The 24,055-nt window shown below is 58.6% G+C and carries 27 protein-coding genes and 3 pseudogenes; 10 read left to right on the top strand and 20 right to left on the bottom strand.

From position 1 onward, the window contains the following. Nucleotides 1-9 precede the first annotated feature (9 nt). Both CPter91_RS12320 and CPter91_RS12315 read right to left on the bottom strand, forming a co-directional pair. Nucleotides 10-846, bottom strand: coding sequence for a helix-turn-helix domain-containing protein (locus CPter91_RS12320; RefSeq protein ID WP_061940586.1), 837 nt, complete (start codon nt 844-846; stop codon nt 10-12). Nucleotides 847-882: 36 nt separating this feature from the next. After that, nucleotides 883-1,440 (bottom strand): carboxymuconolactone decarboxylase family protein, encoded by a 558-nt coding sequence (locus tag CPter91_RS12315; RefSeq protein ID WP_061940585.1) that lies wholly within the window; start codon nt 1,438-1,440, stop codon nt 883-885. A gap of 224 nt (nt 1,441-1,664) precedes the next feature. Here CPter91_RS12315 and CPter91_RS12310 point away from each other — a divergent pair, with 224 nt between their 5' ends. Next, on the top strand, nt 1,665-2,861 hold the full coding sequence (locus CPter91_RS12310) for a 3-keto-alpha-glucoside-1,2-lyase-like domain-containing protein (RefSeq protein WP_150119673.1): 1,197 nt from the start codon (nt 1,665-1,667) through the stop codon (nt 2,859-2,861). Nucleotides 2,862-3,025: 164 nt separating this feature from the next. Here the strand turns inward: CPter91_RS12310 and CPter91_RS12305 are convergent. Together CPter91_RS12305 and CPter91_RS12300 are read right to left on the bottom strand one after the other, a co-directional pair. Beyond that, nucleotides 3,026-3,969: pseudogene (locus CPter91_RS12305) on the bottom strand (cupin-like domain-containing protein). Nucleotides 3,970-3,991: 22 nt separating this feature from the next. Then, on the bottom strand, nt 3,992-4,516 hold the full coding sequence (locus tag CPter91_RS12300) for a winged helix-turn-helix transcriptional regulator (RefSeq protein ID WP_236906020.1): 525 nt from the start codon (nt 4,514-4,516) through the stop codon (nt 3,992-3,994). Nucleotides 4,517-4,639: 123 nt separating this feature from the next. Between CPter91_RS12300 and CPter91_RS12295 the strand changes: the two genes are divergently transcribed. Beyond that, nucleotides 4,640-5,167 (top strand): hypothetical protein, encoded by a 528-nt coding sequence (locus CPter91_RS12295; protein WP_061940582.1) that lies wholly within the window; start codon nt 4,640-4,642, stop codon nt 5,165-5,167. A gap of 176 nt (nt 5,168-5,343) precedes the next feature. Here the strand turns inward: CPter91_RS12295 and CPter91_RS12290 are convergent, their stop codons facing one another. Then, nucleotides 5,344-5,898 carry a carboxymuconolactone decarboxylase family protein gene (locus CPter91_RS12290; protein WP_061940580.1) on the bottom strand — a complete coding sequence of 185 codons (555 nt, stop codon included), beginning with the start codon at nt 5,896-5,898 and terminating at the stop codon, nt 5,344-5,346. A 58-nt stretch (nt 5,899-5,956) separates the two neighbouring features. On the opposite strand from CPter91_RS12290, the gene CPter91_RS12285 reads away from it, so the two are divergent. Both CPter91_RS12285 and nadC read left to right on the top strand, forming a co-directional pair. Then, on the top strand, nt 5,957-6,289 hold the full coding sequence (locus tag CPter91_RS12285) for a winged helix-turn-helix transcriptional regulator (RefSeq protein WP_061940578.1): 333 nt from the start codon (nt 5,957-5,959) through the stop codon (nt 6,287-6,289). Nucleotides 6,290-6,503: 214 nt separating this feature from the next. Beyond that, nucleotides 6,504-7,364, top strand: coding sequence for a carboxylating nicotinate-nucleotide diphosphorylase (gene nadC, locus CPter91_RS12280; protein ID WP_061940576.1), 861 nt, complete (start codon nt 6,504-6,506; stop codon nt 7,362-7,364). 77 nt (nt 7,365-7,441) lie between these two features. Here nadC and CPter91_RS25680 read toward each other — a convergent pair. The 5 genes and pseudogenes from CPter91_RS25680 to CPter91_RS27325 form a co-directional block, all read right to left on the bottom strand. Beyond that, nucleotides 7,442-7,558 (bottom strand): annotated as a pseudogene (locus CPter91_RS25680) (integrase core domain-containing protein); the annotation flags it as partial. A gap of 268 nt (nt 7,559-7,826) precedes the next feature. Further along, nucleotides 7,827-8,108 (bottom strand): cupin-like domain-containing protein, encoded by a 282-nt coding sequence (locus CPter91_RS27520; protein ID WP_257722465.1) that lies wholly within the window; start codon nt 8,106-8,108, stop codon nt 7,827-7,829. Then, nucleotides 8,089-8,730: a hypothetical protein gene (locus CPter91_RS26475; RefSeq protein WP_150119672.1), complete on the bottom strand. Its 642-nt coding sequence runs from the start codon at nt 8,728-8,730 to the stop codon at nt 8,089-8,091. Before CPter91_RS26475 ends, CPter91_RS27520 begins: the two co-directional genes overlap by 20 nt. A 127-nt stretch (nt 8,731-8,857) precedes the next feature. Beyond that, complete coding sequence (locus tag CPter91_RS26470) at nt 8,858-9,796, bottom strand: hypothetical protein (RefSeq protein WP_150119671.1); 939 nt, start codon at nt 9,794-9,796, stop codon at nt 8,858-8,860. 368 nt (nt 9,797-10,164) lie between these two features. Beyond that, complete coding sequence (locus tag CPter91_RS27325; protein WP_236906019.1) at nt 10,165-10,422, bottom strand: Rid family hydrolase; 258 nt, start codon at nt 10,420-10,422, stop codon at nt 10,165-10,167. A gap of 283 nt (nt 10,423-10,705) precedes the next feature. On the opposite strand from CPter91_RS27325, the gene CPter91_RS12260 reads away from it, so the two are divergent. Continuing rightward, complete coding sequence (locus CPter91_RS12260; protein ID WP_061940569.1) at nt 10,706-11,092, top strand: VOC family protein; 387 nt, start codon at nt 10,706-10,708, stop codon at nt 11,090-11,092. Between the two features lie 39 nt (nt 11,093-11,131). Here CPter91_RS12260 and CPter91_RS12255 read toward each other — a convergent pair whose 3' ends face one another. The 4 genes from CPter91_RS12255 to CPter91_RS12240 form a co-directional block, all read right to left on the bottom strand. Next, nucleotides 11,132-12,268 carry an MFS transporter gene (locus CPter91_RS12255; RefSeq protein WP_061940567.1) on the bottom strand — a complete coding sequence of 379 codons (1,137 nt, stop codon included), beginning with the start codon at nt 12,266-12,268 and terminating at the stop codon, nt 11,132-11,134. Nucleotides 12,269-12,448: 180 nt separating this feature from the next. Beyond that, nucleotides 12,449-13,075 carry an FMN-dependent NADH-azoreductase gene (locus CPter91_RS12250; protein WP_061940565.1) on the bottom strand — a complete coding sequence of 209 codons (627 nt, stop codon included), beginning with the start codon at nt 13,073-13,075 and terminating at the stop codon, nt 12,449-12,451. Further along, on the bottom strand, nt 13,072-13,524 hold the full coding sequence (locus CPter91_RS12245; protein WP_061940563.1) for a GNAT family N-acetyltransferase: 453 nt from the start codon (nt 13,522-13,524) through the stop codon (nt 13,072-13,074). The genes CPter91_RS12250 and CPter91_RS12245 overlap by 4 nt, the downstream gene beginning before the upstream one ends. A gap of 60 nt (nt 13,525-13,584) precedes the next feature. After that, on the bottom strand, nt 13,585-14,022 hold the full coding sequence (locus CPter91_RS12240; protein WP_061940561.1) for a carboxymuconolactone decarboxylase family protein: 438 nt from the start codon (nt 14,020-14,022) through the stop codon (nt 13,585-13,587). Between the two features lie 115 nt (nt 14,023-14,137). On the opposite strand from CPter91_RS12240, the gene pdxR reads away from it, so the two are divergent. Then, nucleotides 14,138-15,568: a MocR-like pyridoxine biosynthesis transcription factor PdxR gene (pdxR, locus tag CPter91_RS12235; protein WP_061940559.1), complete on the top strand. Its 1,431-nt coding sequence runs from the start codon at nt 14,138-14,140 to the stop codon at nt 15,566-15,568. A 43-nt stretch (nt 15,569-15,611) separates the two neighbouring features. Here the strand turns inward: pdxR and CPter91_RS12230 are convergent, their stop codons facing one another. Both CPter91_RS12230 and CPter91_RS12225 read right to left on the bottom strand, forming a co-directional pair. Then, entirely contained in the window at nt 15,612-15,986 is a 375-nt protein-coding gene (locus tag CPter91_RS12230; protein WP_061940557.1) for a DUF427 domain-containing protein, read from the bottom strand. A gap of 124 nt (nt 15,987-16,110) precedes the next feature. Further along, nucleotides 16,111-16,704, bottom strand: coding sequence for a TetR/AcrR family transcriptional regulator (locus CPter91_RS12225; RefSeq protein ID WP_236906018.1), 594 nt, complete (start codon nt 16,702-16,704; stop codon nt 16,111-16,113). A gap of 99 nt (nt 16,705-16,803) precedes the next feature. On the opposite strand from CPter91_RS12225, the gene CPter91_RS12220 reads away from it, so the two are divergent. Beyond that, nucleotides 16,804-17,229 carry a cupin domain-containing protein gene (locus tag CPter91_RS12220; RefSeq protein WP_082792801.1) on the top strand — a complete coding sequence of 142 codons (426 nt, stop codon included), beginning with the start codon at nt 16,804-16,806 and terminating at the stop codon, nt 17,227-17,229. Nucleotides 17,230-17,254: 25 nt separating this feature from the next. Then, a complete protein-coding gene (locus CPter91_RS12215) occupies nt 17,255-17,662 on the top strand; it encodes a VOC family protein (RefSeq protein WP_061940556.1) in 408 nt (135 codons plus the stop codon). Between the two features lie 16 nt (nt 17,663-17,678). On the opposite strand, the gene CPter91_RS12210 is transcribed toward CPter91_RS12215, so the two are convergent. Both CPter91_RS12210 and CPter91_RS12205 read right to left on the bottom strand, forming a co-directional pair. Then, the gene (locus tag CPter91_RS12210) at nt 17,679-20,147 is read right to left on the bottom strand and encodes a phosphocholine-specific phospholipase C (protein WP_061940554.1); all 2,469 of its coding nucleotides are present in this window, start codon (nt 20,145-20,147) and stop codon (nt 17,679-17,681) included. A 203-nt stretch (nt 20,148-20,350) separates the two neighbouring features. Beyond that, entirely contained in the window at nt 20,351-21,385 is a 1,035-nt protein-coding gene (locus CPter91_RS12205; RefSeq protein WP_061946164.1) for an AraC family transcriptional regulator, read from the bottom strand. Between the two features lie 99 nt (nt 21,386-21,484). Here CPter91_RS12205 and CPter91_RS12200 point away from each other — a divergent pair, with 99 nt between their 5' ends. After that, nucleotides 21,485-22,393, top strand: coding sequence for a sterol desaturase family protein (locus CPter91_RS12200; RefSeq protein WP_236906017.1), 909 nt, complete (start codon nt 21,485-21,487; stop codon nt 22,391-22,393). Here CPter91_RS12200 and CPter91_RS27870 read toward each other — a convergent pair. Further along, a complete protein-coding gene (locus CPter91_RS27870; RefSeq protein ID WP_470294987.1) occupies nt 22,390-22,605 on the bottom strand; it encodes a GFA family protein in 216 nt (71 codons plus the stop codon). The genes CPter91_RS12200 and CPter91_RS27870 overlap by 4 nt on opposite strands. Nucleotides 22,606-22,676: 71 nt before the next feature. Then, a pseudogene (locus CPter91_RS27865) lies at nt 22,677-22,784 on the bottom strand (GFA family protein); the annotation flags it as partial. Nucleotides 22,785-23,116: 332 nt separating this feature from the next. Between CPter91_RS27865 and CPter91_RS12190 the strand changes: the two are divergent. Further along, on the top strand, nt 23,117-24,040 hold the full coding sequence (locus CPter91_RS12190) for a fatty acid desaturase (RefSeq protein WP_061940543.1): 924 nt from the start codon (nt 23,117-23,119) through the stop codon (nt 24,038-24,040). Nucleotides 24,041-24,055: the final 15 nt, after the last annotated feature.

Below are 24,055 nucleotides of genomic sequence, written 5' to 3'. Positions count from 1 at the left end.
CGAAGACGCTCAGCGCTCCTTCGAATCCACTGTAAACAGTTGCTGATGGCGTGCTTCGGTGGCATCGTCGGCAGGAAACATGCATTCCAGGCGCAGCTCCTGCGCGGCGACATTTTGCGGCGCTCCAACGCTAGTCACCATCGAAAAATAGCGCAGAACCACGCCCTCGCTGATGAAGCCAAGCGGAACAACCGGCATCGCGGACGGCGCATGATACGTTTTCCAGTCGCGCGGCACACCTGGATACGCCAGCAGTGCATCGAGCAGAGCTTTGGTGTCGCCGTCAATCACGTGGCCGACCGATTCACGATGTACACGTTGCAGCAGGCTGCGCGAGACATTATCCCAATCGGCCACAAACGGACGCATGCCCTGCGGATCGAAAATCAAATGCAGCATGTTGCGCGGTCCTTGGCGCGCAGCCATGTCGATGAAGTGATTGAAAAAGCGCGGCGCAGCATCGTTGGTCATCAGCACGTTCCAGTTACGGTCCATGACGATCGCGGGAAACGGCTCATGCTGACGCACGACCCGCTCGAGCGCGCGGACGACGCTGTGCATCTCCTGTGCATTCCATGGCGCCTCCGAATACACGGGCGCGTAGCCGGCGGCCAGCAGCAGTGCATTGCGCTCGCGCAGCGGTACATCTAGCGTTTGCGCAAGGGCCAGGACGGTGTGCCGGCTCGGCACGCTGCGCCCGCTTTCAATGAAGCTGATCTGCCGTTGCGAGACACCGGCCTCTAGCGACAGATCGAGCTGACTGACGCCACGCACGTCGCGCCAGTAGCGCAACAAATCGCCAAGTTCGCCAGTCGGCACTTTCGGATAGGCACTGGTTGCGGTCATCGGGTTTCCTCATCAAGGCGGACCAAGCTAACCGGCTCAGGATGCGGGTGCATGCCAGGTGAACTCCTGGAACGGCGGTTCGAGCGGCGGCCGGGCAACGCTGCCAGTGTAGTTGGTGATAGTCGATGCGGCAACCACCGCAATCACCTCGAGTATCTGCTCGCGGCTGAACCCCGCTTCGAGGAAACGCCTCTGGTCCGCTTCGGCAAGGCGGCCGCGCTTTTCGATCAGCGCACGCGCCAGCATTGACAACGCGGCCAGCGTGGCGTCAGCAGGCAGACCGCCGTGCCGGATAGCGTCGACATCCGCCGGATGTACGCCCTGCTTCAACGCCAGCGCGCTGTGAAACGCCACCGGCCACTCGCTGGCGTTGGTGACCGCATTGGTCAGCAGCAGCACCTGGATCTGCGGCTCCGTCAGACTGCTCGCATGCACGCGCTCGAACAGGCCGATGAAGCCGTTGATCAGCACCGGCGAAGCCGCCATCGTGGCCGCGATGTTCGGGATCAGGCCGAACGCCTGTTGCAGTTGCTGCAGCACCGGCTTCGATTGCGCGGGCGCGGAGTCGATGGTGTGAACGGGATAGCTGGACATGGTGTCTCCTTGACGGTGGGCGCCACCGGATTGGCGGCGCGACAATCAAAGAATAGAGGCGGCCCAGGGGGGCGGCAATTACATCGGATGTAATCGCCGTGAGCTCAGCGAAGATTCAGTATCGAAACCTGCCATGTTTTAGTTATTTTGCGATGGCAGATTGAGATATGCTAAAGATGATTCTCCTCACCAATCTGCAAGGATAGCCCGAAGGAAATTTGACCATGTTGAATAAGTACGCGCTTGCGAAAAAGGCATGTCGAATTGCATGCTGTCTCGTGGTGGGGACATTGCTCATGCCGTCGCCAGGTACGTCGATGGGAGTGGCCGCTGCATCTGAACAAATCGAGCTGACTGCCAATCAATGGCAAGCTGACGGCAAGGTGACATTCAAGCAACAGCAAGGATACCCGCACGGGCTGATCTCCGTGAAAGACGGTGGCGCTGCTCTGAAAAACCGGACGTTTGGCAGCGGCACCATCGAATACGATATCAGCGAAGATGCCGACAACCAGGGCATTGCCGGCATCTGGTTTCGCCAGCAGGACAAGGACACCGCCGAGAATTTCTACCTGCGCACGGATTCCAATTGCCCCAGCTCGATTGAGTGCGTGCAATATGCGCCGGTCAGTCATGGCAACGTGCAATGGGATGTCTATCCTGAATATCAGGCCAAGGCGCCGGTGCATGCGCATGGCTGGAACCACGTCAAGCTGGTGATTTCCGGAAAACGCATGAACGTCTACATCAATGGCGAAGCAGCGCCATCGCTACGGGTTGGCAGGCTGGAAGGCGACGCTCTTTCCGGTGCTATCCAGCTACGGGGAGACGCCACCTTTGCCAACCTGAAACTTACTCCAGACGCTACGGAAGGCCTGTCGCCGGAACCGACAAAGGACGTGGCAGAAGGCGATCCGAACTATGTGCGCAGCTGGCTTTTATCGCCTGCGCTTACCATCCCAATAGGGCAGGAAGCTGTATTTTCAGCGATGCCAGCCAAGGCCGAGGCATGGGAAGCTATTACAGCCGAGAGAAAAGGCTTCGTCAACATCAGCCGCAAGCATGGAAACCCGGGCGGCGCACCTGATCTCATATGGCTAAAGACGAATATCGATTCCGACCGCAACCAGAGCAAGCACGTTGCAATCGGCTGGGTGCGGCAAGTATGGGTTTTCGTCAACGGAAAGCCGGTCTACGCCGACAAGAATTTCTACTACCCTGCATCTGGCAGAAAACCACCCCTGGGCCGCATGTCTCTGCAAAATGGCGCCTTCGACCTGCCGCTGCAAAGCGGGCAAAACGAAGTGGAGATCGCCATCAGCAACGACCTGCACTCATTGCACCACTGGGGGTGGGGATTCGAGTTTCGGTTTGATAACGTGGATGGATTGAAAATGCAGGCGGCGAAGCAAGGTATGTAGCGCGCAATAACGGAGACAATGCTCCTTGTTTGCGCAGTTGGCCCGATCCAGTTGATCCAGTCGCCACTGCCATGCAAAGGCTGCGGCCAGGTCATGCGACCTCTCAAAATCCAACGCTCATCGACGTGCATGAAAATGGCCGGGAGCGGACGATTTCGATCAGCTTAGCCAGCCTTCAGCGAAGCGTCTCCATTCAACGCCAACGGCAGCGCCCTGGCCCAGCGGTTGGCCGACAGCGAAAAAGTCAGCGCGCGAACCTGGTGGTACCAGCCGGCCGGCACATACAGAAGCTCACCGGGCTGCATGATGCATTCGACCAGTGTTGCCTGGCGGGCCAGCGGGAATTTCTCGAAATCCGGCGCCTCTGGGTCAAACGGCGAGCCGAACAGGATGGCGTTGGCCTCGCGCGGATAAAGGAATTCGTCATGATGCGGCGGCGCCAGGAAAATACGTTTGCTGCCCCAGATCTGCGCAAAAATATTGTCGTCATAGTCGCAATGCAGTGGGGTCACCGTTCCGGCGGGACCAAGCCAGAAGCGTGGCGGACCCATTTTCTTGAAATAGGCTGGCCAGTAGCACAGCCTGTTCAATTCACGCAGCTCCAGATTGCCCAGGTACGGCGGCAGCTCCTGCGTGTTATCGGCGACCAGCTCAAGATAGGCCAGCAGCGACATGCCCTGCATCGCCCGATCAGGCGCGAAAGCGGTATTGATATAGTCGCCCACCCTGGCGCGCACCCGAAGTTCGCCAAAGTGGTCGCGCAGCGTTTGTGGCGTAAGCGCGGACAATGGCCACTTGCCGACCAGCCCGGTGATAATGAATGGCAGGCCTTCTGCTGCACGCGCGCGAAACCCTGCGGCGTCGAGCGGCCCCATGCGCGGCACTACAGAAATGGTTGGAAGCTCGCGCCCGGCACACTTTATCGATTCACGCATTTCCTGTATTGAAGTGACCCGCGCACCAACGCATCCCTGCGTTCTCGCGCCTGTTTTTTGGCAATGGCCTCCTCCGGCGTCATCGACGTCGTTGACGGCCGTGGTGGCAGCAATCGTGATGACGGACCTGCCTCTGGCTGCTCTTGATTATTAGCGGCTAGCGGATTTTTCATATTTCCATTTTTCCATAGCTGCTCAGTTAGATAGGGTTATCGAGCCATCCGCCTGCAGCCGCGCATCCGTTCCATCAATGTGATCCAGTCCCCAGCTCCTGATCTGGGCCATCAACGCACGCAGCGAAAGTCCTTTCTCAGTCAATCGATAGCCTTCCTTGCCGACGGTATCGCCAGATGGACAGCGTTCGATCAGGCCGTTGGCGGCAAGCCGCGCGAGCCGCTCGGCAAGGATATTGGTTGCGATTCCCTCCGGCGACGCCAGGAACTCCTTGAAATGCGACTTGCCGTGCAGCAGATCTCGAACCACAAGCAGCGTCCACTTGTCCCCTAACAGGTCCAAGGTGCATGCGACCGGGCACACCGAGCGGCGCTTCTGGTTTTGCGCCGGGCTTGCGGCGTTTTGTGAGTGGGCAGCGCCCTGCTTAGCGCGTGGCAAGGAAACTCCCTGGCAACGGCCGCCGGGGCGGAGCCGGTTTTTTATCGTCCATGGCTTGACTTTATCCAAAATACTTGCAAAATGCAAGTTTGCACTTGTGTTTTGCAAGTGAAAATCCTTAGTCGCCCCGGCAGCGGCAAGGGATTGGCGTAAGCCATGCACCGGTGGCCGCGCAAGAACAAGCGTCGCTCACCGGCGCCTATGCCGAAAACATTTTTGCTGGAGGCTAGTATGGAACCCGTCAGAAACCTTGCAACCCTACTTCCCTTTGCGGCGAGCGTTGCCTTCGGCTTGCTCGCCTGGGGAGCATTCTTCCTTAACTATGTCTGGCCGCGCCTGCGCGAGCTCCCCCTGCACGCGGCGGTACGCCCTATTCTGCACCTGCACATGTTCCGGTTTATAGGCTTGGCCTTCATCGTGCCGGGCGTCGTCGCGCCAAGCCTTGCGGCAGGATTCGCCGCGCCCGCGGCGTACGGCGATCTGCTGGCAATGGCGCTGGCCTGGGTGGCTCTGCTGATGGGATCAGGCCGCTACTCGCGCATCGCGATTTGGGCGTTCAACGTGTGGGGTTTTGCCGACCTTTTATTCGCCTTCTACCAAGGCGTGATCGGCGTAGGCATCGACCCGGCCACGCTCGCTGGCGCCTGGTTTATCCCGACCGTCGGCGTTCCGCTCCTGCTTTGGACCCATGTATTGGTATTCGCGATCTTGCTGCGTACTTCCCGCTCCGCCAGTTTCCTCGCTCATGCGGCGCAGTAATCAACGATGAATAAGGCGCAGAAACCTTTGAACAGAAACCTGTTTGTAGGCGATAGTTGGCCGCGCGTTTTTGGTCAAAAGCTAGCGGCAGCTATCGATCCGATGCGGACTGTCGAGAGGTTGAAATCTGCTCCGGATAGCGGCCGCTCAACGCACCATAAACATGCGTCCGTCGATTAGTTGTTGGCGTAATTATCAAAATGAGGCGCGGCGGTCTCAAGTTCCAGCTTTGTCGTGTTCACGATGTAGGACACCGCGTGATATAAACCGGCAAGCATCACTAGCTCGATAAGCTGCTCGTCGGTGTAAAACGTTTTCAGTTCGGCCCACAGAGTGTCGTCGACGCTGCTGGTCGCATGCAGTGCATTCGCAAGCCGGATCAGCACGGAATCTTGAGCTGGCCACGCTTGGGTATCCTCATGCACAGTGGCAGCAACCTGTGTCGGAGTGAATCCCGCCTTGGTGCTAAAGGCCGCAACATGTACGCCCCATTCGTACTCGGCCCCACACAACGCGCAGGTTCGTAGAATCATGATCTCTCTGGCGCGTACTGAAATGCTGCCCTTGTCGAGTAGGCTGCCTGCGATCATGCGCGACAGTACACGCGGATTTTGTCCTACGGTGCGGAACAATTTCAGCGGCGGAATGCCGGGCGGCATGATGCGATCGAATTCCTGCTGCACACCATCAGCGTAGGGCGGATTAAGGGCTTGTATACGGGGTGTTGACATGTAGGACTCCAGTTGCTACGATAAACGAAGCATAATGCTTCTAATTTAGTAGCGCAACATGGCACTCATCGATAAACCCGTTCGTGGTTCCAAAACCGGCAAGCCAATCATGGCTTTGCTCGACCTGCTCGGCCGCCGCTGGGTGCTACGCGTGATTTGGGAACTGCGCGAGGGCCCAATGGTGTTCCGCGAACTACAGGCACGCTGCGACGATATGTCGCCGTCAGTGCTCAACGGCCGACTAGCAGAATTGCGCGAAGCTCTGATTGTTGAAACTTGCGACACTGGTTACCAACTTACTAAACGCGGCGGAAAACTATTGGAACTGTTCGATCCCTTGGGAGACTGGGTCGAGAGTTGGGCCGCGGCGCTACGTAGTGCAAATAAATAACATCTACCTAGGCCCTGTTGACCGACTCTACTCAGCCCCTGGCGACCATCGAGCTACGGTGATTCTTCGACTCAAAGCCGACATCCGGGCTCTGAAGCGGCCTTACTGCATTAAAGTTGGTTGGTCATGCTGGATAGACATTCGGCTGTAGGTTTGCGGTGCCGGCGGCCTGTAAGGCCCTGCATAATCTTTTCATTTTCTATAAGGTCACGGCATGAATGCATTCACCCTCTTAGGTTTCAACCTCAGTGCCTTTGTCCACGCTACGCTCGCTGAAGATCTCGGCGTAGGCCTCCCTGGCGGCGGCCACGACGTCACCGCCGAGAGCGTCATCCCTGCCGATGCGCGCTTTGCCGGGGTGATGGACAGCCGCGAAGCGATCACCGTCGCCGGTCTGCCGCTGGCCGCCGCGTTCTTCCGTCATCTCGATCCGGCGTGTACGATCGAAATGCTCGTGCAGGACGGCCAGAGCGTCACGCCTGGCACCGCGTTGATGCGGATCGCCGGCAACGCCCGTGCTCTGCTCACCGCCGAGCGCAGCGCGCTCAACACCGTGCAGCACCTCTCGGGCATCGCGACAATGACGCGCGCCTATGTCGATGCCATGAACGGCCACGCCACCCTGCTCGACACCCGCAAGACCATCCCCGGCCTGCGCGTGCTTGAAAAATACGCGACGCGGATGGGCGGCGCGACCAATTACCGCATGGGGCTGTGGGATGCGGTGCTGATCAAGGACAACCATGTCGCGGTGGCGGGCGGCGTCGGGCCGGCGGTGGCGCGCGCGAAGGTGGCAGGCGTGGAGCGGATCATCTGCGAAGTCGATCGACTCGACCAGATCGAGCCGGCGATCGTGGCTGGCGCCACCCAAATCCTGCTCGACAATATGTCGCAGGCAATGCTGGCCGAGGCAGTGACGTTGGTGGCCGGGCGTGCGGCGACGGAGGCTTCGGGTGGAGTGCGGCTCGATACGATCGCCGCGATCGCGGCGAGCGGTGTGGATTACGTCTCGGTCGGGCGGCTGATGCAAAGCGCCCCGGCGGTAGATATCGGACTGGATTTTGAGCTGGTGTAAGCCCGCCTGGCGGCACTCTTTGAAAAACGCCCGCAACAGTTCCGCCGCGACTTCCTAGCCGATCCCGGAATACACCTGAGGCTGTGAAAGATCTCTCCGTTCAGAAATTCATCACGGAGTTTTCCGCTGAAGGACTCGCAGTAGCCGTTCTCCCACGGGCTGCCTGGCGCGATGTACAGCGTGTTGGCAGCGACTTTCTGTAGCTAGTCCCTGATAACTAATGCTGCACTAGCGGCCTGAATAATTGACGCTGCCAGGAGTCGGCCGTATCGTCGATTTTTTGTAAGCGGTGATTGCGATGGCAGATTGAGATATGCTAAAGATGATTCTCCTCACCAACCTGCAAGGATAGCCCGAAGGAAATTTGACCATCCAGTCGCTGCAGCCAGGTCGTGCGAGCGCTCAAAATCCAGCCCCATCGACCTGCATGAAAATGGTCTGGAGCGGACGGCTTAGATCAACTTAGCCGACCTTCAGTGTAGCGTCTCCATTCAACGCCAACGGCAACGCCCTGGCCCAGCGATTGGCCGACAGCGAAAAAGTCAGCGCGCGAACCTGATGGTACCAGCCGGCCGGCACATACAGAAGCTCACCGGGCTGCATGATGCATTCGACCAGTGCTGCCTGGCGGGCCAAGTTGCGATTGCCCGACTTCGATTCGCTGGTGGTTGATGGCATTTCCCGAAAGTTGGTATGTACCCAACAAAGTATTTCATCAGGACCGTCAGAAAACCCTCTGTGCAAATTTGATGATTAAAAAATCGCAGGACCCACCTTGATCATTTGGGGCAATAGTATAAATCGCATCAGTAAGCCAAGAAAATGGAACGTCTATTTCATACTGCCCTTTACTCAACTCGATATTAGATACGGGAAATTTTCCGCGCGCCCAATATGGTGGCTTGTTTTTCGTCTCGTCTAGCCTTGCTAGTTGCTCAGAAAAACACTCCGATCTTAGAAATTTCAAAAGGCGAACAATCGTCGCATCATCGATACCTTCCGAAATTCGAATACTATGATCGAACATCTCAGGGACATCAATCGTAGATGCTCCAGGAGCACACTTCCAGATAATTTTTCCAGGGTCGACTCCACAGGAGATCCATTTTTTTCGTGGAAAGGATGTATCTGCTGCGCTGATACGCAAACTAAAATTCGCATATCTTTTCACCACCGATGTGCACACATTAAAATCGCAACCGGATTTTTCAACGTCGATTTGATAAGAAACAGAATCCTCGGGAAGAAGCTTTGATAAAGCGGCATTCACCCTCGTTACATCTTCGTGAAGCAACGACCCCTTTTCATATCCAAAAGCTGCAGTAGATACAAACAAAAGCGCACACGTAGCAAGGAACTTATTCATAGAGTCGCTTTTATAGAAAATGCCTAAAAATATTCGGCTACGTTAGATCTGATGTAAAAAATTGAAATTGCATGGCAACCGGCTGTTCCTGGCCGAATTGCGTCATCGGCGAGCTCAAATATCGTACTCATATCTTTGCCGAATAGGCATAGGACTCACCATCGGAATCTATATAACTCCCGTTGAAAGTGGTTCCATCTGGAGAAATACTATGCGCCTCTGCTGATTCCCCACTCAGTGCGCCAAGTTTTTTAACTCCCCCAGTTTTTGTATAAATAAAGGCATGGTTGTAGTACGAATATAGATGGAAGTTAAATGCTCCGAAATACTTGCCAACAATCACAGAACCATTATTTGAAATGCCTGTGGCGAAAGCCGCTACCCCTCCTATTGCACCAATGTCTTGCACACCATCGGCACGAGAATATACAAAAGCATGGTCACTACCGCCTGTCACATGGAAATTTCCCACAATTAGTGAGCCGTTAGCCGAAACACCTTGGGCGAAAGCGGACTCCGCACCAAAACTACTAAGGTCTTCAAATCCCTTTGATTGAGAATATCTGAAGGCATGATAACGCGAAGTATTTTCCGGAGTTAGTGAATATAGAAAACTTCCAACGATCACTGAACCATCTGCGGAAACTCCATTTACTGATATTGATTTTTGCCCCATTGTACCGAGGTCTTGAAATTCATTTGAATGCGTATAGCGGAAGATATGACTACCATCATTTTTATTATAAAAACTTCCCGCAATCACTAAACCATCAGCAGAAATACAGACATTTGCAATGTCTTTTCCTCCCATTGTTCCGAGATTTTCGATTCCATTGGATCGCGTGTAGCGGAAGATTTGCCAATTGTGCGGTGCTTGATTATTTCTGAATTGGCCAACAACCACAGATCCATCGTCCGAAATACCTTTGATATGAACTGATTTTGGCAATCCACCAATTGCAGCGACTTTAGATGAGATGTTGGTGGCATTTGTTACAAGTGGCCCGGTCCCCACGCATCCTGTAACGAGAAAGGAAGTGAAGATTGCCAACAGTATTATTTTCAACAATGAATGCTCCTAGATGAAAAATCGGCGCCATTAACGGCACTATGTTCGGTTCCGTCGCTATGACTTGTGCCAGTGTGAACGAACAACAAATCCAGCAAATGCGTCAATCCGTCGCTTCACTCAACGCACCTGCTCAATCAAGCCCATGGCACATCTGAGGGAATGGCCGGTTTGGAGCAGAAGCTTGACAGTCGGCTTTGGCCGTTTGCAGACGATCACGCAGCAGCCGAATCTCGCTTCACAGCCACGCACTTGATCTCGGCCAGCAAGCCCGGCAGGGCAAGTTCGGACACGCCTACTGCGGTCCATGCGCATGTGCCGCGCGGGAAAACCCGATTCTTTACTTCGCGGAATGCCGGCATGTGCTAACTCATCTGCACATGGTAGGTGGTCATATCTACAACCTCCTCAAAAGTACAGCCGGCCGCTTGCAGCACTACGCGCAGATTTTCCCAGCATGCCAGGAACTGCGCCTCGGGATCGGCGATCACTTCGAGGTCGGCGGTGCGCCCGATCTGCCCGGCGCAGAATACGGTGGCGCCGACCCTCACCGCCGGCACGTAGCCTGTGCGCTCGACGATACCTTGCATCGCCGGAGGGATGATCAATTCGCGGTCTGTCATGAGATTTTTCCGTTAAAGGTTGCAGCGGCCATTCGCCGCATCCCAAATTATGACCGCTTGCGGCCGATAGTGCAGATTTGCGGAATCCTCGATGTAAGGCGGTTAATCGATTGCAGAAGCTAGCGCCCCGCCTGGCTCTTTGTTAGCACCGTCGAAACCTTCGCCAGCTTGCCGCAGGATTTTTTGCAGACTAGCTGATGTGTGGCAAATTTCAGGGTGTATATTTATAGCCAGGCTGCAGAAAACATTATTTATCTCACCACCGCTCCACCTCGGAGGTTTCATGAAGCGAGTCACAGGCATAGGCGGCATTTTCTTCAAAGCCAACGACGCTCCGGCGCTGCAGGCTTGGTATAAGCGGCACCTGGGAATCGATGTCCAAGGATGGGGCGGCACGGCGTTCACCTGGGCCGACGGCGACGGCAAACCGGTTGCCGGAACAACCGTATGGTCAGTCGGCTCGTTAGAAAGCGATCAGTTTGCTCCCAGCACCGCATCCTTCATGATCAACTACAGGGTCGAAGACCTTCACGGATTGGTTAAAGTCTTGCGGGAAGAAGGTTGCAAGGTGCTCGAAAAGATCGATGAGTCCGAGTATGGCAAATTTGCCTGGGTCATCGACCCGGAAGGAAACAAGGTAGAGCTCTGGCAACCGCCTGCCGGCCAATGAGCGGGCTTGCAGCGCGCGCCTGGCGGCCTTGATGTCATTTCAACTGCCCAAGCCCTTCTGCACCTGCCACGACAATGGCAAAGTGAATAACAGGATCGCCGCCAGCGTTATCACGGCGATGGGAACGCCCGCGACGTCGCCCAGCCGGCCGAACAGCACCGGTGATAGGGCCCCGCCGCCGATGGTGCCGGTATAGAACAGCGCGAAAGTCTGCTCGCGCTTGCCTGGGCTGGCCAGTTCCGGCACCACGCCGTACAGCACCGAAGAGGTGCCGTTCAAGGCAAGCCCCAGCAGCGGCAGCATTGCCATCGTTCCGGACAACGGCAGCCACACCGCCAGCAAGATCAACAACGACGTGGCGGATTCCGTCAGCCACACCGTTTTCATCATGCCGATGCGCGCTCCCAGGTACCCGCACAACAGCTTGCCGAAGGCGCCGCCGACAAACAAGAGCGACAAGGCCAAACCGATGCCTGCCGTGCCGGCGCCTTTGCTTTTCAAAAGGAATGGCAAGAAGGTCAGAAACCCCATCCGCACCGCGCTGTCCAGGGTGCCGGTCAGCAGCAGCGCACGCAGTCCGCTGGCCGAGCCGTTGCCGGTGACTGTCTTGGTGGTTTTTCTTTTATCGGGTGCTGAATCGCTCTGTGCCGGAATCAAGTACCACAGCAGGCCGGCCGCGGCCAGGCCCAGCAACCCCATCAGCGTCACGCTGGTCTGCCAGCTCATGACCAGCAGCGACAGGCCCACCAGCCCCGGTATCAGCGTTTTGCCGATGTCGCCGGCAAAGTTGTACTGCGCCAGCGCTTCTTTGACTCCGCCGCCCGCTTCATAGGTATCGGTGACGATGGAGGACGCCAGCGGATGCTGGGTGCTGGCACCCAAGCCGCCCAGCAAGAGCGCAATCAACAGCACCGTCAGGCCGCCAGCCTGGCCGGCGATGAGATAGGCGACGCCGGCCAGTGCCGTCCCTCCCACCAGCATGCGTTCTCGCCCCCAGCGTTTGGCCAGCCTGCTCGCCAGCAGTTGGAAGCCGGCCATCATGCCGGAATAAGATCCGCGCAACAGCCCTACCAAGGCGTAGCTGATGGAAAATTGGGTCTGCCAGATTGGCAAAAGCACATAGATGAGATCGGTCAGACCATCGTGTACGGCGTGGGCGCTGCAGGCGGCGATCAGGGAACGGCGGCGGCCGAAATATCGGTGGAATCCAGGTCACGGGAATCTGATGCGATTTTCAGCTCGTTCATTGTTCTGAGTGGCAGCAATCAAAATGCAGTTAAAAACGCGATTACCCGCATCATACAGTTCCCCGCGCCGCCCTGCCCGGCACCGATGCAGAATCCGCCGCAGCATCAGTCACATGGCCAGCTGCTGCTCACAGGCACTGGCCAAGGGCAATTTCGCCGCCAATTGCTGACGCGCTTCATGTACGGCCTGCGCCACCGCTTCCGAGCCGAAAACCAGCCCTTGCAGCGGGAAAAAGTGCACGTCGCCGATGCCGATCGAGGCCAGCGCATAACGCAGGTACGGCGTCAGGAAGTCGGCCTGTTTCGCTCGTTCGCCTGCAAAGAATCCGCCGGAGCTGACCAGGATCAAGGTCGGGCGGTCCTTGATCAGGCCGACCTTGCCCTGCGGCGTCGCCTGGAAACTGCGGCTGATGCGTATCACATGATCGAGCCACAGCTTGAGCGCCGCGGGTATGGTGAAGTTATGCATGGGCGTCACAATGAACAGGATATCGTGCTGCTCGAGCTCGACGATCAGGTGTTCCGACCAGTCGAATTCTTGCGCATCGAGCGCCGCTTGCGAAGTGATGGCCATGGCATAGTCGCGGCCGATTGGCGGAAGCGGCGACTTCACCAGGTCGCGTTCGGTGATCTGCGGATTGTCTATGCCAGATGCGGCAATCGTTTCCATCGCAAGACGATAACCATGGCTGGCATCGCTGTGCGGACCGCAGTTCAATAGCAAAATACGCGTCATGTGTTGGTTTCCTGTATCAATGGTTCGACGAAATGCATGCCTCTTGCAAGCAGCCCCTGCCGAAAATAAAAGCGCTGCGCCAATGCCATGTGCAAACCGGTATCCAGCACAAAATGCCGGCAGTTCATGGCCAGGGCTTGCTGCCGCACGGCTTGCAACAGCCGCTCGCCCAAGCCGGAGCGGTGCAGCGCTGCGCTGACCACCAGGTCATCGACGTAGACGAAACGGCCGTACAGCAAATTGTCTTGCAGCCGGTAGCCGGCCAATCCGACGATGACGCCATCGCGCCACGCCGCAAGCAAGCGATAGCCTTGCTCGCGTTGCTGCGCGACCTGCGCCTGGTATGCTGCGCGATCGCTCAGATGCGGCCGCAATTCCTGCATCACAGGGAAAGACGCCGCCAGGTCGACGTCGCTTTCGATGTGTCTTATTTCAAGCTGGGACTGCATGCATTTCTCCAAAAACAAGGGACGGCGGGCTTGCCGGCCGCTTTACCGCAACGCCGGCAATTACGCCGGCATCTTGCGGAAGGCGATGGCAAAGCGGTTCCAGCTGTTGATCGAGGTCACCAGCAATGTCAGTTCGACCAGTTCGGCATCGGTGAAATGGGGGCGGACGGCTTCCCACACTGCATCCGGCACGTGGTTTTGCGACACCAGCGTCAACGATTCGGTCCATTCCAGTGCAGCACGCTCGCGCTCGCTGAAGAACGGCGTTTCGCGCCAGGCGGCGACGGTCGCCATGCGGCGTTCCGATTCTCCTGCTTTGCGGGCGTCTGTCACGTGCATGTCAAGGCAGAATGCGCAGCCGTTGATTTGCGATGCGCGCAGGCGCACCAGTTCCTTCAGCAGGATGTCCAGTGTGCCTTTGTTGATGTGGTTTTCAACGCCGATCAGTGCCTTGATGGCGTCTTTGTCGGCACTGTAGAAGTCGAGGCGGGTTTGCATTTGAAGCTCCTTGGCGAGGTCAATCGAAGTGAATGAAATGGTGTTTGCTTGAGGTGTAGTATGCGAGAATCATGGCCGCGTTAGAAGGGCCAAGAAATGAAAAAAGGACTAGTCCATGAAAGTTGCCAAGCCCGACCTCGACCTGCACATCGACCGCACGCTGGAATTGCCTATGTACTTGCAGATCTGCCAACGCTTCAAGCTGGCGATCGAACAAGGCAACCTGCGTGCGGGCGACCGCGTACCGGCGGTGCGGGCATTGGCGACCGAACTGAATCTGGCGCGCGGCACGGTGGAAATGGCCTACCGCATCCTGGCAGACCAAGGTTATCTGCAGATCAGGGGCGCGGCCGGCACGGTGGTATCGCCGTCTTTGCCGGCGCCAGCCATGCGCAAACCGCAGGCAGCCAAGATCGGACAGGCGCATGCGGTCATTGTCGACCATGACGGCAAGGCGCCGAAGCCCTTGCAGATGGGTTTGCCGGCGCTCGATGCATTCCCGCGCAAGGTGTGGAACCGGCTGGTCGGGCAGCGCCTGCGCAGCAGCGAACCGGCCCGGCTGGCCTATCCCGACCCGGCCGGCTACGACCTTTTGCGTGAAAAAATTGCCACTTACCTGGGTGTTTCGCGCGGCGTGACCTGCCTGCCGGAACAGGTATTCATCACGACCGGCTTGCGCAATACCCTGGAACTGAGCCTCAGCAGCCTATCGACTGCCGGCGATGGCTTCTGGTCCGAAGATCCCGGCTACATTTTTGCGCGCCTGTTCCTGCAAACTACCGCCGTCAAGCTGGTGCCGGTGCCGGTTGATGAGCATGGATTGATGGTCGAGGAAGGCAAACGGCTCAGCCCTCATGCAAAATTCGCACTGGTCACGCCCTCGCACCAAAGCCCGCTGGGCGTAACACTGTCGCTGGAACGCCGGCTGGCGCTGCTAGAATGGGCCAGCAAGGCCGGCAGCTGGATTATCGAAGACGATTACGACAGCGAATTCCGCTATCAGGGTCGGCCGCTGCCGGCGCTGAAAAGCCTGGACCGCAATGATCGCGTGATCTACAGCGGCACCTTCAGCAAGGCGATGTTTCCGGGATTACGGCTGGCCTATGTGGTTGCGCCGCTCAGCGCCGTGGCGCGTTTTCAGGCGGCCTCCTACAACCTGAACGCCGGCTGCCCTTACCTGCTGCAGGCCGGCATTGCCGACTTTATCGCGGACGGTCATTTCTCAAGGCACCTGAAAAAAATGCGCCTGTTGTACGCGGAACGCCGCGCCGTGACCTCGCGTGTGTTTCAGGAAGTACTGGGCGATCGCATACGGATCGATTTGCAGCCGGGCGGTTTGCACATACTGGCGAAGCTGGCGGCTGACGAAAACGACGTCATGCTGGCGGACCATGCCCGGGCCGCCGGCCTGGCCTCACCTCCTTTATCGCCCTGGTATATCCATGCCAAGCCGCAGCAAGGCTTGCTGATGGGTTTTGCCAATGTCGTCGATGAAAAGGAAGCTTTGCGCCTGGCGTTGAAACTCAAACAGGCATTGCCATCGTAGAGAATCTACCAGCAGTTATGTACTGGCGCTCCATGTGCCCGCCCTAGCGCTCCTCTATCGCATCGACCCGCCCTGGATAAAAAGCCAGGTGGCCCTTGATGCCGCCCACAGCCGCGTACGGCGCTTCATAGGACCAGACGGCATTGACCGAGCGCTTGCCACCGGATGGAATGCTGTAATAGGAGCAATCGCCCTTGTAGGGACAATAGCTGACGTGCTCGGTCCGTTCCAGCAGCGTCATGTCGACATCTTCGCGCGGAATGTATTGGACCGCGGGATAAGCCGCTTCCTGCAGCGTCAACGCCTTGCGCGTATCGGCAATGATGCGGCCGTCGAGGGTGACCACGATGCGCGCCGGATTGGGCGTCACCGAGATGGGATGATCGGGGCCGGGAATTTTGACAGGCTTGGAAGTCATGACTTGTCCTTTGAGGTTGCAGAATCAATATCGTGCGCCGTTGCCGATGTCGCTAAACCGATCGGCGGCCTTACATGGTTGAAAGAATACCGGGAATCCAGCAAACGCGCCGGCGGCGCCTGCTTCAAGCAGCGGCATCGCCGTTCGCAATGCGCATCGCGGCAGCCTGGACGGTCACCGCGATCTGCTCTGCCAGCGCAGGATCGGGCACGGCGCGCGCCATGTTCACGCCACCGGCCAGTATGGCCAGCAAGGCCCAGGCTCGGGCCTGACGTTCGGCCTCGGCGCCGCCTACGAGGCCCGCGGCTACCGCCTCGGCTACTCCTAGCAACGCGGCCTGATAGGCCGAACGGGTCGATGCTTGCGCGCGTTCGACTTCGGGCGACAAGCTGGGCAAGGTGCAAGCCTCGCCTAGTTCACAGCTGCGCTTGTAGCCAAGGTAATAGCTCACGAAAACGGAAATCCAGCCGGTCCCGTGCTCCGCCTGCAGCATCTCGATACCGCCGCGCAACTGCTCCAGGCCGGCGACGACCGCAGCCTCGAAGGCATCCGATTTGGAGTGGAAATGGCCGTAAAAAGCGCCATGCGTCACGCCAGCTTCGCGCGCCAGGCCATCCACGCCGATGCCGCCGTAACCCAGCTTGCGGAAACCACGGCCGGCGGCATCCACAATGCGTGCCCTGCTCTCTTCCTTGTGCCCGGGAGCGTAGCGCACCATGACAGTTCCTTTATGTGACGATCGAAATATAATCATTGACAGCATTACGATCGTAACATAATCTGCAGCCAGCAGCCACGAAACTCATCGGAGGTTCTCATGCTCTCATTCAGCAAAGCCCATCAAGCAGTCACTGCAGCTGTCGCTGTCATCGCATTCGCCGCAGCCGGTGCTCACGCGGAGACGGCCCCAGATCCGGCCGCCGGCATTACCCGCACCATGCTGCAGCGCTACGCCATTCCTGGCAGCGACCAGGAAATGCGGATGGATCTGATCGTATTTCCCCCGGGGGCGGCCTCGCCCCTGCACCACCATCCGGTCGCCGGGCTCAATTACTTCCTGGAAGGGACAGCGGAATCGGCCTACGGCGACGAAGCGCCGCGCCTGTATCACGCGGGTGAAAGCCTGCAAGACCGCGTCGCCATTCCGCATACGCTGTTTCGCAACGCGGACCAGCGTGCCGTCCTGCGTTTCCTGATTTTCTATACCGTCAAGGTGGGCCAGCCTTACCTTGTGGTGCCGTGAAACGCGTGGAGAAAGGAAACTCTTCATGCAGTTGTCCAACTATCTCTTTTTCACCACGCGCTGCGAACAGGCGCTGGCTTTCTACACGCAATGCGGCCTCGGGGAAATCACGGAAATTTTGCGCTACGGCGTCAACGGCATGGCGCCGCCCAGTCCGCAACTGCACGGCAAGATCATGCACGCACGTTTCGAAGGACCGGGGGTGCTGTTCTTTGCGTCAGACAACCACGACGCCGAGCCCATGCGCGGCTCGGCGCATATCCTGATGCTGGATCAGCGCAGGCAGACCGAGTCCTTGTTCGCGCAGATGGGGCAAGGCGGCCAGGTGACCACCCCGCTGGCGATCCAACCCTGGGGCGATTTCTACGGCAAGCTGACCGACCGCTTTGGCGTGCAATGGATGTTCAACTGCACGGAACGGACAGTCAGCTGACCGGCCCAACGTGCAATCAGGCTGTCACGGTAAACACCACCGGACCAGCCAGCTGCTCGGCATAGCCATCGTTGGCGAGGAACCAGACTTTGTAGGAACCGGGCGCCAGTCCCTGCGTTTTCAGGGTCACCTGGCCGCTCAGCGCCGCGGCGTATTCATACACGCTGTAGGTCTTGTAGCCGGCCTGGTCAGGCACCGTGGCCGAGACCGGGAACACGCCGATCCAGTTGCGCGGATTCTGCTTCTGCAGCGCGGTGCTGTAGTTGAAGGCAAGCGTGCCGCCCTGGCGTATGCGCGGCGTCGGCGTCGACAAGGTCGAAGGCGCAATCACGCCGATCTGCGGATCGGTCCAGCTGCGCGCTGCGCTCTCGACGTGGCCGGCGATCCGGCGCAAGAAGCTGGCGTCCGAATCAGCTGTCACGCTGAAGTCATACCAGCCTTTGGCTGCCGCCAGCGGCACCATCAGCCGCAGCGACCTGCCGGCCTCGACCCGGTACGGCGCCACGAAACCGCGCGATGGCCCGGCATTGGCGCTCACCGTAAAGGTACAGGTTTTGGCGCCCGCCTCGTTGGACAGGATCAGGACAATCGCCTGGCGCTCATAGTCGTCGCGCACCAGGATTTCCGGGCGCGCCGCGGCGGCGCTGCCGGCAGCTGCAAAACTGCCTTTGGATTCCCTGAAAAAGCCGTTCGGACCGTGCACGCGCAGTTCGTACTGATCGCTGCTCCAGTTGCCGAGCGCAACGTCGCGCAATGCTTTTCCTGCTTCCACCGCGTACTGCCATGGCCCGTCCTGGCGCAGATTCGAATAGGCGATGAAAGCTGCCCCAGCCCGACCGGTGTTGCCCAGGTTGAGCTTCAGCTCGCGATGGCCGGACTGCGCCGCCGCGCGGACGTCGACATGGAATTGATACGGCAAATGGCAGGCCGGGCGCGGGTTCTGGTTCGATTCCTGCAGCGGAAAGGTCTGCTGCGCCGGCGGCGTCGCGCTGACCGGCGAATCGACATTCTGATAAGGCGGCGCCGGAGTGATCTGCGGCCAGGCCTTGTTCGGATTCTTGAAATCGAAAGCCGAGGTCAGGTCGCCGCAAACCGCGCGGCGCCATGGCGAGATGTTCTTGCAGGTGACCTTGTCGCGATCCAGGCCTTTGCCTGTCGACAGCCATTCTTCCAGGAAGCGCAGCACCGAAGTGTGATCGAACAGCTGCGAGCAGACTTTGCCGCCGCGGCTCCACGGCGAAATCACCAGCATCGGCACGCGTGGTCCTAGCCCCTTCGGCACCTGCTGGTAAACTTCGCCGATGGTCGGATCAGCCAGCGTGGTCAAGCCCTTGTCGGCGCTCATCGGCGGCACGTTGGGCTGCATGTGGTCGAAGAAACCATCGTTCTCATCGTAATTGATGAGGAACACGGTCTTCGACCAGACCTCCGGATTGCTGGCCAGCGCGCCCAGCAGCCTGGAGGCGATGTCTTCGCCGGCGTTGGGCGAAGCCTCAGGATGTTCGCAATATTCGTAAGGCGCGAAAATCCAGGACACCTGCGGCAAGGCGGTCTTGCCGTTGACACCGTCGATATCGCGCTTGAACGCCTTGATCAGCAGATCGCCCTTGGTGCCGGCGGTATTGCCCTGGTTGGAGCCGTCCGCCAGCGCCCTGCCGTTGATATACAAAGGCGAGCTGGTGCTGAGACGGCTGCCGTCGCTGTTGACGCGGAAATTCCTGAAATAGGCCAGGTAATTGTCGCCGTAGTTGTCGAACTCCTGGTAGGCCTTCCAGCTGACGCCATTGGCTTGCAATACTTCCGCGTAAGTCTTCCAGTTCGGCGCGGCGGCAATGGTGGCGGCGCTGATGTCGTCATTGTTGAGGTCGCCGTTATAGATGGGATTGGCGTTATACAGGTTGCCCTCATTGAGGCCGGTGATGTTGTCGCCGGCAGTGCCGGACAAGGCATAGAAGCGGTTCGGATCGGTCGGTCCGAAAATCGAGCAATGGTAGGCGTCGCAGATGGTGAACGCGTCCGCTACGGCGTAATAGAACGGCAGGTCGCCGCGGTCGAAATAGCCCATGGTGTAAGCCGTTTTCTTCGGCACCCAGGCATCCCAGTTCTTCCATGCATCCTCGGTACCTTTCCAGCTGTGGTTCAGGCCGACATGGGTGGCATTGGTGCCCTTGGCATCGAAATGGTAAGGCAGCACATAGGAGCCGCCGTTCGGCTGGAACCACACCGACTGCCCGCTGGGCAGCGAGATGGCGCGCGGATCGCCGAAGCCGCGCACGCCGGCCAGCTTGCCGAAATAATGATCAAAAGAGCGGTTTTCCTGCATGAAAATGACGACATGCTCGACGTCGGCAATGGTGCCGGTCTTGCAGTTGGCGGGCACCGCCAGCGCTTGCCGGATGGTGTCGGGGAAGACGCCCGCGGCCGCTGCTGCTGCCGCCGTTTTTGCCGTCAAGGCCAGAAAATCACGCCTGCTCTTTTGTGTCATGTGCTTATCTCCGGAAATGGTTGCTCATTGCAGAATGCGAACGACAGGCTATAGCGTTTATATGACGCCCTCATGACGCTGCGGTGTGCAGCTGCAGCGTGCATGTCAAGCTAGCATTCGAGTCCGGGGAAAACTTGTGACGAGGCGACAGCTAACAGCCATATTGCGTCCGTGGCGCTATTTTCAGGATCTGGAGATCGATCTCAGCGGGCAGCAGAACTGAGCAGTTGCAGCCGGAAAGCGTACGGCGCCTGCCCGCTCCAGCGCCGGAAGGCGCGGGTGAATGCGCTCTGTTCGGAATAGCCCAGCAGCTGGGCGATTTCGGCCAGTTGCAGGCGCGGATCGGCCAGATAATCCTCGGCCAGGCGCAGGCGGATGCTTTCGCGCAGTTCTCTGAAGTTGACGCCGCTGGCGGCCAGCCGGCGGTGCAAGGTGCGTGCCGAAACATGCAGCTCGTTGGCGACCAGCTCCAGCTCCGGCTGGCCTTCGCGCACCAGGCGGGCGATGCAGCGCCGCACTGCCTGTTCAAAGTCGTCGCTGGGCGGCAATTGCGCCAGCAAAGCGTCGGCCTGTCTTTCCAGGACATTCAACAGGACCGTGTCCGGCTGCCGCAGGGGCAAGCCCAGCAGCGCTTGCGGAAAGCGGATCGAAGTCAACGGCTGATCGAACAGCACCGGGCAGCCGAACCAGTCGCGATAGGGCCGGACGTCGGCCGGCGCCGGATTCACGAAACGGATTTCGGTCGCCGCGATGCGCTGCCCGGTGGCATTGTGCGCCAGCTGCAGCAACGCGGTGATGGCGCATTCATCGACCAGCGCTCCAGGACGGCCCTGCTCGACTCCCCATTCCAGCAGCAGGTCGCTGCCCTCCAGCGTGCTGCGCATCGGATTGACGTCGTACAACAGGCGTTGGTATTGCATGGTGCGCGCCAGCGCCGCCCCCAGATTCGGGCAGGCCAGCAGCACATAGCCCATCACGCCGAAATGGGCGGCCGTGATGGTCCGCCCCAGATGCAGGCCGAGCAAGGGATCATGCAGGTGGTCGGCAGCGCGTTGCAGCAAGCCGCGCCAGGCCAGCACCGGATAGCGCAGCGAGCCGCGGTCGGCCGCTTCCGGCGCAGGCACGCCCAGCAAGGCGGCCGCAGCCACGCCCCGCTGTTCCAGATACTCATATAGCAGCCGCACATAGGTGCTGGGGACCACGCCGCGGGGCTGCTGCTCTGCGATGATTTGGTGCATGGCGAGAATTGTCAAATATTTGTCTGCCGCGGTCAAGCCTTTAAGCAAGGCCCGGCGTTAGAATCGAGCGTATCGACAAAGCGCATGGAGCGGTACATCATGATGGATCTGATTGCCTGGATGGAGAGCACTTTCGGCTCCCACATAGAGTGGAAACAGGTGGTGCTGATCGGCATGACCCCCTTGTTCCTGCTCGGCTTCGCCATCGAATGGCAGGTCATGCGCAAGCGCGGCGCCCGCCAGCAGTTTTATTGGAAAGACATCCTCACCAACCTCACCCTCGGCAGCAGCTACCAGCTGTTTGAACTGGCGGTGCACGTGATCTTCGTCGGCGCCGCCATATTCTGGTTCTGGCACCACCGCTTCTTTACCATCCCGATCAACGGCTGGACCCTGCTGCCGATCTTCCTCTGCGTCGAATTCTGCTACTACTGGTTCCACCGCTGCAGCCATCGTGTGCGCTGGTTTTGGACCGCGCACGTGGTGCATCACAGCGGCGAACACATGAACATGACAACGGCGATGCGGCAGTCGATGCTGTATCCGATCACCGGCTGGTGGCTATTTTTCATGCCGCTGGTGCTGCTGGGCGTGCACCCGGCGGTGGTGTTCATCTTGTACGCCTGCGACCTGGTGTACCAGTTCTTCATCCATACCGAAAGCGTCGGCAAGCTGCATCCCGTGCTGGAATACTGGTTCGACACCCCCAGCAACCACCGCGCCCATCACGGCCGCAACGACTGCTATATCGACAAGAACTATGGCGGCGTGCTGATCGTGTTCGACCGCCTGTTCGGCACCTATGTGGAAGAGCAGGAAGCCGTGGACTACGGCATCAAGCGCCAGATTCACAGCCACAATGCGTTGACGCTCAATTTCCACGAATTCATCGCCATGTGGCGCGACGTCGCCCAGCCGGGCAGCCTGGCGCAGCGCCTCAAGCATCTGTGGGCGCCGCCGGAGTATGAACGCGCCGTGGCCCAGTTGCCTGCGGCGCAACCGGACTAAGCCATGTGCTCGATGTCTGCAGGCATTTCAACCCAGCTGTGCATGCGTTCTTCGTACACCGAGAAGGTGGGCGCGGGAAAGGCCTGATCTGCGAACGCCCCGACCGGAATGAAGACGCTGTCTTCGCGTCCCTCGCACAGGTAGTACACCGTGGCGCCGCAGGTGGGGCAGAAATGGAATGTAGCCCTGCTTCCGCCGTCACCGACCCGCACGTAGGTGCTAGACCCCCGGCAATGGCCACCGCGCTTGCGGCAAAGCGAGCCTGCGCGGCAAACACGCTGCCGGTTCTGCGCTGGCAGGCCAGGCAGTGGCAAACGGAGACGCGAACAGGGTCGACCGACGTGATAGCCGTGAGCTGGCCGCATGAGCAACTGGCGGTTCGGGTGGTCATATTGAGCTCTGCAGGTTCTTTGGACGCCATATTATATACATCCGCTTTCAAGGCTCCAGGGGACTAGCTGGCATCGGCCGGAGGCCGCGCCAGCCAAGTGGATTTCACGACTCCTGCAATCCAATCGACAAGCCCTGACTGTCGGTGATAAATGAATCGCCTCGGCTTCGGCCGGAGTGATATATCGATAGGTTCGAGAAGTGCATCGCAAAATTCTTTGGCGCACTTCAGGAATGGATAACAATAAATGGCATCAACCATAACTACTCAATTCCAGCTAACATAAGCCTGCACGGCGCGGCTGCGTCTGCTTATATCAGATTGAACCCACTATGCCTGTCTTTCCATCACCCGCCGAACTGCATCAAATTCTGCCGTTTTCCGCAGCCGCCAGACCATGGCGGCTGGTCCGCTATGCCTGCACCGACTGGTTAGTTATTGCCCTATGCTGGACGACAATGGTGCTGGTCCAGCACCCGATTATCTATGTCCTGGGATTACTGCTCATCGCGGGACGCCTACAGGCGCTAGGCGTGATCCTGCACGATGCCTGCCACCTTCCGCCACGTCGCAGGACGATCGCGTTCATCATTATCGAGGCACTCGCTGGCTGGCCGATCGGCTCCACGATCAGCGCCATGCGCTACCATCATCTGCGCCACCATCGCGCGGTCTGCACACCTGAAGATCCCTACCTTCACCACCATGCAGCACGTGGCGGCTGGATCAAGCGCGTCATGATGCTGCGTGGTGCGTTGCTGCCCGTCTGGTGGCCGTTGCGCACCCTGATGGCACCGCTTGCACTGGTCTGGCCGGCGTTTCGGCCGTGGTATGCACGAGGCTTCCTGCAGGAACGCTCAAAACGCGATCTGCGCCAACATCCTGAGGTCATCGCATGCGCGCGCGCAGATCTGTCCCATTGCATCGCCTATCTGCTCGTTATCACGGCGATTGTCCATTGGCAATTGCCTTTCTTCACATATTACGGGCTGCCGTGGATTCTTGCCGGCATCATGAATGCAAATCGCGTACTTATCGAACATGATCACGTTGAAAACGGAGAGCGTTCACAACAGGCCGTGTGGGCAATGACCCACACTTGCCACTACGGCTGGTTGGGCAAGCTCGTGCTATTCCCGCGCAACATAGGCTTTCACCAGGTTCATCACGTATACCCGGCGCTTGCGCTTGAGCATCTGCCTGCGGTGCATCGGCACATACTTAGCCGTCTTGAAATCTCTTCGCCGAAAACCTGATATTCGCTCCCAGGC

Origin of the sequence: Collimonas pratensis (assembly GCF_001584185.1) — a bacterium.
Classification (GTDB): domain Bacteria; phylum Pseudomonadota; class Gammaproteobacteria; order Burkholderiales; family Burkholderiaceae_D; genus Collimonas; species Collimonas pratensis.
This window is presented reverse-complemented; position numbering and strand designations above follow the sequence as displayed.

Excerpts from the sequence above, each read along its gene's own strand:
- CPter91_RS12320 (WP_061940586.1), bottom strand. The coding sequence starts at position 846 with ATGACCGCAACCAGTGCCTATCCGAAAGTGCCGACTGGCGAACTTGGC.
- CPter91_RS12315 (WP_061940585.1), bottom strand. The coding sequence starts at position 1,440 with ATGTCCAGCTATCCCGTTCACACCATCGACTCCGCGCCCGCGCAATCG.
- CPter91_RS12310 (WP_150119673.1), top strand. The coding sequence starts at position 1,665 with ATGTTGAATAAGTACGCGCTTGCGAAAAAGGCATGTCGAATTGCATGC.
- CPter91_RS12295 (WP_061940582.1), top strand. The coding sequence starts at position 4,640 with ATGGAACCCGTCAGAAACCTTGCAACCCTACTTCCCTTTGCGGCGAGC.
- CPter91_RS12290 (WP_061940580.1), bottom strand. The coding sequence starts at position 5,898 with ATGTCAACACCCCGTATACAAGCCCTTAATCCGCCCTACGCTGATGGT.
- CPter91_RS12285 (WP_061940578.1), top strand. The coding sequence starts at position 5,957 with ATGGCACTCATCGATAAACCCGTTCGTGGTTCCAAAACCGGCAAGCCA.
- nadC (WP_061940576.1), top strand. The coding sequence starts at position 6,504 with ATGAATGCATTCACCCTCTTAGGTTTCAACCTCAGTGCCTTTGTCCAC.
- CPter91_RS26475 (WP_150119672.1), bottom strand. The coding sequence starts at position 8,730 with ATGAATAAGTTCCTTGCTACGTGTGCGCTTTTGTTTGTATCTACTGCA.
- CPter91_RS27325 (WP_236906019.1), bottom strand. The coding sequence starts at position 10,422 with ATGACAGACCGCGAATTGATCATCCCTCCGGCGATGCAAGGTATCGTC.
- CPter91_RS12260 (WP_061940569.1), top strand. The coding sequence starts at position 10,706 with ATGAAGCGAGTCACAGGCATAGGCGGCATTTTCTTCAAAGCCAACGAC.
- CPter91_RS12250 (WP_061940565.1), bottom strand. The coding sequence starts at position 13,075 with ATGACGCGTATTTTGCTATTGAACTGCGGTCCGCACAGCGATGCCAGC.
- CPter91_RS12245 (WP_061940563.1), bottom strand. The coding sequence starts at position 13,524 with ATGCAGTCCCAGCTTGAAATAAGACACATCGAAAGCGACGTCGACCTG.
- CPter91_RS12240 (WP_061940561.1), bottom strand. The coding sequence starts at position 14,022 with ATGCAAACCCGCCTCGACTTCTACAGTGCCGACAAAGACGCCATCAAG.
- pdxR (WP_061940559.1), top strand. The coding sequence starts at position 14,138 with ATGAAAGTTGCCAAGCCCGACCTCGACCTGCACATCGACCGCACGCTG.
- CPter91_RS12230 (WP_061940557.1), bottom strand. The coding sequence starts at position 15,986 with ATGACTTCCAAGCCTGTCAAAATTCCCGGCCCCGATCATCCCATCTCG.
- CPter91_RS12225 (WP_236906018.1), bottom strand. The coding sequence starts at position 16,704 with ATGGTGCGCTACGCTCCCGGGCACAAGGAAGAGAGCAGGGCACGCATT.
- CPter91_RS12220 (WP_082792801.1), top strand. The coding sequence starts at position 16,804 with ATGCTCTCATTCAGCAAAGCCCATCAAGCAGTCACTGCAGCTGTCGCT.
- CPter91_RS12215 (WP_061940556.1), top strand. The coding sequence starts at position 17,255 with ATGCAGTTGTCCAACTATCTCTTTTTCACCACGCGCTGCGAACAGGCG.
- CPter91_RS12210 (WP_061940554.1), bottom strand. The coding sequence starts at position 20,147 with ATGACACAAAAGAGCAGGCGTGATTTTCTGGCCTTGACGGCAAAAACG.
- CPter91_RS12205 (WP_061946164.1), bottom strand. The coding sequence starts at position 21,385 with ATGCACCAAATCATCGCAGAGCAGCAGCCCCGCGGCGTGGTCCCCAGC.
- CPter91_RS12200 (WP_236906017.1), top strand. The coding sequence starts at position 21,485 with ATGATGGATCTGATTGCCTGGATGGAGAGCACTTTCGGCTCCCACATA.
- CPter91_RS12190 (WP_061940543.1), top strand. The coding sequence starts at position 23,117 with ATGCCTGTCTTTCCATCACCCGCCGAACTGCATCAAATTCTGCCGTTT.